A 7308-nucleotide genomic window follows, 5' to 3' on the forward strand; every position below is an offset into this window, starting at 1 on the left:
GGTCTGCACCGCTTCAGCACCGCCGAGGGTCGCACGCAGGTCGACGTCGCGCGGGCCGTCACACCGCCGGCGCCGGGCCGTCGGCTACCGAAATCGTTGACCGTCGGCGAGGTCCTGGCGATCCTCGACGCGACCGGCAGGGAAGCCGACGGACCCCGCGGTCTACGCGACCGGGCGCTGCTCGAGCTGCTGTATTCGACCGGTGCCCGCATCTCCGAGGCGGTCGGCCTCGATATCGACGACATCGACACCGACGCCAGAGTGGTGCTGCTGCACGGCAAGGGCGGCCGTCAACGCCTGGTGCCGATCGGCAGGCCCGCCCTCACCGCCCTCGACGCCTACCTGGTGCGCGGCCGGCCCGGCCTGTCCACCGGACGCACCCCGGCCCTGTTCCTCAACGCGCGCGGCGGACGCCTGTCCCGGCAGAGCGCCTGGCAGATCCTGCAGGTGGCCGCCGACCGCGCCGGCGTCACAGCCGCCGTCTCCCCACACATGCTGCGGCACTCGTTCGCCACCCACCTGCTCGACGGCGGGGCCGACGTGCGCGTCGTCCAGGAACTGCTCGGTCACGCGTCGGTCACCACCACCCAGATCTACACCCTCGTCACTGTCGGTGCGCTGCGGGAGGTGTGGGCCGGTGCCCACCCGCGGGCACGGTGAAGGCCACGCCCGGGATTCGTGTCCGTCCGCGGAACTCGGGGGCGAAGCGGTAGCGTTCGGACAGCAGACCAGTGACGCCGAAAGGCAGCAGCGCGGACATGGGGGAGGATCGGACCGTGGGGACACCGCACTCGCCCGCACCGGACACGGCCGACCCGGCTCCGGCCGCGGCACCCGCAGTCACCGACTCACCCGACGCCCGTGCCCAGTTCTCGGATCCGGTGCCCGACGGGGACCTCGGGCCCACCGGCCGGCCACGCCGCCACATTCCGGAACCACAGCCACTGTCGGTGCACGGCCCAGCGAAGATCATCGCGATGTGCAACCAGAAGGGCGGCGTCGGCAAGACCACGTCGACCATCAACCTCGGTGCGTCCCTCGCCGAATGCGGACGCCGCGTGCTGCTCGTCGACCTCGATCCGCAGGGCGCACTGTCCGCCGGGCTCGGCGTCGCTCACCACGACCTGGATCTGACCGTCCACAATCTGCTCGTCGAGCCGCGCGCCGCCATCGACGAGGTGCTCATGCGCACCCGCGTCGACGGCATGGACCTGCTGCCCAGCAACATCGACCTCTCGGCCGCCGAGATCCAGCTCGTCTCCGAGGTCGGCCGCGAACAGGCACTCGGACGCGCCCTGTACCCGGTCCTCGATCGCTACGACTACGTGCTCGTCGACTGCCAGCCGTCCCTGGGCCTGCTCACCATCAATGCCTTGGCCTGCGCCGACTCGGTGATCATCCCGATGGAGTGCGCCTTCTTCAGCCTGCGCGGACTGGCCCTGCTCAACGACACCGTCGCGAAGGTCCGCGATCGTCTCAACCCGCGGCTGACCGTCGGCGGCATCGTCGTCACCATGTTCGACTCGCGCACACTCCACGCCAGGGAAGTGATGTCCCGCGTCGTCGAAGTGTTCGGCGACCTCGTCTACGACAGTGTCGTCAACCGCACCGTGAAGTTCCCCGAAACCAGCGTCGCGGGCGAACCCATCACCACGTGGGCACCGCAGTCGGGCGGCGCCGAGTCGTACCGGGCGCTCGCCCGCGAAGTCATTCACCGCACCGGCCGCTGATCCGTGCACACCGACACCCAGGATCCGGCCGTCCCGGAACACCCCGACACCGCATCTCCCGACACCGCATCTTCCGACACCGCGCCGACCATCACAGGTGCCGCCGGTGACGAACCCGAGACGGGACGATTCCGGGTTCGGCTACGCAACTTCGAAGGCCCCTTCGACCTGCTGCTCGGCCTCATCTCACAACGCCGACTCGATGTCACCGAAGTTGCGTTGCACCAGGTCACCGACGAATTCATCGCCTACACCCGTACTCTCGGCCCGCAGGTCGGACTCGACCAGACCACCGAATTCCTCGTCGTCGCAGCCACCCTGCTCGATCTCAAAGCCGCCCGGCTGTTGCCCGCCGGGGACGTCGAGGACCCGGAGGACCTGGCACTGCTCGAAGCCCGCGATCTGCTGTTCGCGCGCCTGCTGCAATACCGCGCCTACAAGCAGGTCGCGGAGCTGTTCGCAGCCCTCGAATCCGCGGCGCTGCGCCGTTACCCACGCGCGGTGTCCCTCGAGGAACGCTACGAGGGGCTGCTGCCGGAGGTCACCCTCGGTGTCGACCCGCAGCGGTTCGCGGAGATCGCCGCCGCAGCGTTCCGCCCCACACCGCCACCACGCGTCGGCCTGGACCATCTGCATGTCCCGAAGGTGTCGGTGCCCGAACAGGCTGCCAGGATCCTCGAGCTGTTGCGCGCACGCGGCGCCGGAACTTGGACCGCATTCGGCGAGCTGACCGCCGAATGCGAGCGCGGCCTGCAGATCGTCGCCCGGTTCCTGGCGTTGCTCGAGCTGTACCGCGAACGCGCCGTCCAGTTCGACCAACCCGAACCGCTCGGCGACCTGCTCGTCGCCTGGACCGGCGAGAACGACGACGCCGTCGACTTCGAGGAGGACTACGGTTGACCGACACATCCGACCGCACCGCACCGGACGAGCACCTACCCGTCACCCGCGAATTCGACGCGGAGTTGCTCGAGATGTCCGACGACGAGCTCGTCGCCGCACTAGAGGCGGTACTTCTCGTGGTCGACACCCCGGCCTCGAATGGCCAGCTCGCCGCGGCGATCGGGGTCACCGAGACCCGCGTCGAGGCCGCACTGCACACGATGGCCGCGGCCCTGACCGCGCGCGGCTCCGGCATCGACCTGCGCTACGCCGCCGACGGCTGGCGATTCTACACCCGCCGCGACTTCGCGCCCTACGTGGAGAAGTTGCTGCAGGGCGGCGCCCGCACCAAACTCACCCGCGCCGCGCTGGAAACACTCGCCGTCGTCGCCTATCGGCAGCCGGTGACCCGCAGCCGCATCAGCGCTGTGCGCGGTGTCAACGTCGACGGGGTGATCCGGACGCTCCACGCCCGCGACCTGATCGCCGAATGCGGTACCGACCCGGAGACCGGCGGCACCCTCTACGCCACCACCGACCTGTTCCTCGAGCGACTCGGTGTGGCGTCGTTGCAGGATCTGCCGCCCGTCGCACCGCTGCTGCCGGACGTGGATGTGATCGACGACATCACCGAGAGTCTCGAGTCCGACCCGCGATTTGCGAGAATGGGAGGGAACTCGCGCACCGAGAACCTCCCGATTGCGGAGTTCGAGCCAGACAACTGACAGGAATACGTTGAATACACCCGCTCGCCGTGATGGCACACCGGACCGCAAGAAGAACGCTTCCCGCTCGGGCAAGACCCAGAGCTCGGGTAAGACCCAGAGCTCGGGTAAGACCCAGAGCTCGGGTAAGGCCCAGAGTTCAGGTAGGGCACAGGGACCGAAGAGGTCCGAGACACCCGGCAGTTCGGACGTCCCGAAGAAGGCGCATCGCAAGGGCAGCAGCACGCCGCTGAACAAGCGTGGTCGCCCGGCCGCCGCGAAACCCACCGCCAAGCGTCCCGCCCCGACCCCCACCATCAGCAACGCCAAACCCGCCCGGCATCAGCACAGCTCCACCGCGCCCGCGCAGCTTCCCGCCGGAGAAGGTGTGCGACTGCAGAAGGTGCTCGCCCAGGCCGGCGTCGCATCCCGTCGCGCCGCCGAAGAACTCATCGCCGCCGGGCGCGTCGAGGTCGACGGCATCATCGTCACCTCGCAGGGCCTGCGCGTCGACCCCGAGAACACCGTCATCCGCGTCGACGGCATCCGTGTCGTCGTCAAGAAGGACCTCGTGCACCTGGTCCTGAACAAGCCCCGTGGCTGGCAGTCCACCATGTCCGACGACCTGGGCCGGCCCTGCGTCGGCGACATCGTCTCCGAACGTGTCGCCGCCGGACAGCGACTGTTCCACGTCGGCCGGCTCGACGCCGACACCGAAGGACTGCTGCTGCTCACCAACGACGGCGAACTCGCCCACCGGCTGATGCACCCGTCGTTCGAGGTCACCAAGACCTACCTCGCGACCGTCAAGGGTGTGCTCGCCCGCGGCGTCGGCAAGCAGCTGCGCGCCGGGGTCGAACTCGAGGACGGCCCCGCCAAGGTCGACAACTTCGCGCTGCTCCAGGTCAACGAGGGTCAATCGCTCGTGCGCCTGGAACTGCACGAGGGCCGCAAACACATCGTGCGCCGACTCCTCGACGCCGTCGATCACCCGGTCGTGCGGCTCGTGCGCACCGACATCGGTCCCGTCGCGCTCGGCGACCAGCGACCCGGCACCCTCCGTGTCCTCGGCCGTAAGGAAGTCGGCGGCCTGTACCAGGCGGTGGGCCTGTGACCGGCCTCATCGTCGCGATGGACGGGCCGTCCGGCACCGGCAAGTCCACCGTCTCCAAACGTCTCGCCCGGCACCTGGGCGCCGCGTACCTGGACACCGGCGCCATGTACCGGGTCGCGACGCTGCACGCGCTGCGGCGCGGCACCGACCTGACCGACCCGGACGCGATCGCCGCCGCCACCGCGGACCTGCCGTGGTCGATCGGCACCGACCCGGGTGTCGAGGACATCCGCCTCGACGGGCAGGATGTGCGCGACGAAATCCGCGGCGGCGAGGTCACCGCCGCGGTGTCCGCGGTGTCCGCCGTCCCGCAGGTCCGGGCCATGCTCGTGGCCGCGCAGCAGCGGATCGGCCGCGAGTCCGGACGCATCGTCGTCGAAGGCCGCGACATCGGTACCGCCGTGTTCCCGGACGCCGACATCAAGATCTACCTGACCGCGTCCGTACAGGCTCGTGCACAGCGACGCAACAGTCAGAACATCGCCGAGGGTCGCGGCGACGACTACGATGCGGTACTCGCCGCGGTGCGACGCCGCGACCACCTCGATTCCACCCGGGCGGTGTCCCCGCTGCGCGCGGCCGACGACGCCGTGCCGGTCGACACCAGCGACATGAACATCGACGAGGTGATCGCCGCCCTGGTCGCGGTGGTCACCGAGCAGACGGGAGCGGCGCTGTGAGCGACGACACCACCACCGAATACTCCGATGCCGGTTTCGCCGGCGACGGCACCTGGTCCGAGGAATCGGACTGGGACATCGACCTGGGGGACGGCGGTGACCTCGAAGAATTCGTGCCGGTCCCGACCGTCGCGGTCGTCGGGCGCCCCAACGTCGGAAAGTCCACCCTCGTCAACCGCATCATCGGCCGGCGCGAAGCGGTCGTCGAGGACGTTCCGGGCGTCACCCGCGACCGCGTGTCCTACGAGGCGAACTGGAACGGCCGGCGCTTCCTGGTGCAGGACACCGGCGGCTGGGAACCCGACGCCAAAGGCCTGCAACAGTCCGTGGCCCGGCAGGCCGAGATCGCGATGCGCACCGCCGATGCGATCCTCGTCGTCGTCGACGCCACCGTCGGAGCCACCTCCGTCGACGAAGCCGTCGCACGGGTACTGCGCCGCTCCAAGACCCCGGTCATCCTCGTTGCCAACAAGGTCGACGACGACCGGGTCGAGGCCGAGGCCGCAGCGCTGTGGTCCATGGGTCTCGGCGAGCCGCACACCGTCTCGGCCACCCACGGCCGCGGCACCGGCGACCTGCTCGACGTGCTGCTCGAGACGCTGCCGGACACTCCGCGCGAAGGCACCGGTGGGGGCGGCCCACGGCGTGTTGCACTGGTCGGCAAACCGAACGTCGGCAAGTCCAGCCTGATCAACAAGCTGTCCGGCGACGAGCGGTCCGTCGTCCACGACGTCGCAGGCACCACCGTCGACCCGGTCGACTCGATCGTCGAACTCGGCGGCAAGCCGTGGCGGTTCGTCGACACCGCCGGTCTACGCAAGCGCGTCAACAGTGCGTCCGGTGCCGAGTTCTACGCGTCCTTGCGTACGCGCGGAGCCATCGACGCGGCAGAGGTCGCGGTTCTGCTGATCGACGCCGCTCAGCCGATCACCGAGCAGGACCAGCGAGTCATCACGATGGTCGTCGAATCCGGTCGGGCCATGGTGATCGCGTTCAACAAGTGGGACCTCGTCGACGAGGACCGCCGCTACGAACTGGGCCGCGAGATCGAACGGGACCTGCTGCGGGTGCCGTGGGCGGCGCGGGTGAACATCTCCGCGAAGACCGGCCGCGCCGTGCAGAAACTGGTGCCCGCGATGGAAACGGCGCTCGAGTCGTGGGACAAACGCATCTCCACGGGCCGACTCAACACGTGGCTGAAGGAGGTTGTCGCCGCGACGCCGCCGCCGATGCGCGGTGGCAGACTCCCGCGGGTGTTGTTCGCCACGCAGGCGGCCACGCGACCCCCGACGTTCGTGCTGTTCACCACCGGATTCCTCGAGGCCGGCTACCGCCGGTTCCTCGAACGCCGGTTGCGTGAAGAGTTCGGTTTCGACGGCAGTCCCGTCCGCATCTCGGTGCGGGTGCGGGAGAAGCGGGTCCGCAAGTAGAACACCTGATCGAAACGGCTGCTGACCAGGCGATTGGTGCATCAGTCCGTCCCTGTTGTAATCTCAACGAGCGCTCGACGAGAGCGCGGGCGGGCTGTGGCGCAGCTTGGTAGCGCACTTGACTGGGGGTCAAGTGGTCGCAGGTTCAAATCCTGTCAGCCCGACACCGAAAACCTCTTCCGATCCCGATCGGAAGAGGTTTTCGTGTCGATAGGGGATCCGCGGCGGTCACGATCCCGATAATTGGCAATTCGGGAGGACGGCGATGGCGGTACGAAGCCTCAACCACGCGGTGCTGTTCGTGTCCGATGTGGCACGCAGCGTGCACTTCTACACGACGGTGCTCGGCTTCGAGAAGCTACCGGTCGACTTTCCCGGCGCGGCCTTCCTGCGCGGCGCGAACTCGGCGAACGATCACGACCTCGGGTTGTTCCAGGCATCAGCCGCGCGCGGCGCGGACGGTTCGGTGGGGCTCTATCACCTGGCCTGGGAGGTCGAGACACTCGCGGACATGGTCGCGACACGTGACCGGATGGCAGCGGCCGGGGCACTGGCCGGCGCATCGAACCATGCTGCCACGAAGGCCCTGTACGGGCGCGACCCGGACGGAATCGAATTCGAGGTGACCTGGCTGGTACCGGACGACGCGGTGCCCGACGAACTCGTCCCCCCGGTCGCACCGACCCGCCCACTCGATCTCGACGCCGAAATCGCACGCTACGGACTGCACACACCGGGCGGTCCGCGGACGGACCGGAACCTCTACAC

8 protein-coding genes and 1 tRNA gene are annotated in these 7308 nt (G+C 69.0%); all 9 read left to right on the plus strand.

Annotation, left to right across the window (positions count from 1 at the left end):
* Positions 1 to 660, plus strand: a 660-nt coding sequence (locus tag WAX14_RS22050; RefSeq protein WP_422630178.1) for a tyrosine recombinase, incomplete at its 5' end; no start/stop codon positions are given.
* 116 nt (positions 661 to 776) lie between these two features.
* Entirely contained in the window at positions 777 to 1730 is a 954-nt protein-coding gene (locus WAX14_RS22055; RefSeq protein WP_422630179.1) for a ParA family protein, read from the plus strand.
* Between the two features lie 90 nt (positions 1731 to 1820).
* A complete protein-coding gene (locus WAX14_RS22060) occupies positions 1821 to 2630 on the plus strand; it encodes a segregation and condensation protein A (protein WP_422630183.1) in 810 nt (269 codons plus the stop codon).
* 74 nt (positions 2631 to 2704) lie between these two features.
* Positions 2705 to 3337 carry an SMC-Scp complex subunit ScpB gene (scpB, locus tag WAX14_RS22065; RefSeq protein WP_422630184.1) on the plus strand — a complete coding sequence of 211 codons (633 nt, stop codon included), beginning with the start codon at positions 2705 to 2707 and terminating at the stop codon, positions 3335 to 3337.
* A gap of 10 nt (positions 3338 to 3347) precedes the next feature.
* Positions 3348 to 4430, plus strand: a complete 1083-nt coding sequence (locus WAX14_RS22070; protein WP_422630180.1) for a pseudouridine synthase — start codon at positions 3348 to 3350, stop codon at positions 4428 to 4430.
* A gap of 17 nt (positions 4431 to 4447) precedes the next feature.
* Positions 4448 to 5110, plus strand: a complete 663-nt coding sequence (cmk, locus tag WAX14_RS22075; RefSeq protein ID WP_422630185.1) for a (d)CMP kinase — start codon at positions 4448 to 4450, stop codon at positions 5108 to 5110.
* Positions 5107 to 6540, plus strand: a complete 1434-nt coding sequence (der, locus tag WAX14_RS22080; RefSeq protein WP_422630181.1) for a ribosome biogenesis GTPase Der — start codon at positions 5107 to 5109, stop codon at positions 6538 to 6540. The genes cmk and der overlap by 4 nt, the downstream gene beginning before the upstream one ends.
* Positions 6541 to 6630: 90 nt before the next feature.
* Positions 6631 to 6704, plus strand: a tRNA-Pro gene (locus WAX14_RS22085).
* 101 nt (positions 6705 to 6805) lie between these two features.
* Positions 6806 to 7308, plus strand: a 503-nt coding sequence (locus WAX14_RS22090) for a VOC family protein (RefSeq protein WP_422630182.1), incomplete at its 3' end; no start/stop codon positions are given.

The sequence above is a fragment of the Rhodococcus sp. (in: high G+C Gram-positive bacteria) genome (genome assembly GCF_049299235.1).
GTDB lineage: Bacteria > Actinomycetota > Actinomycetes > Mycobacteriales > Mycobacteriaceae > Rhodococcus.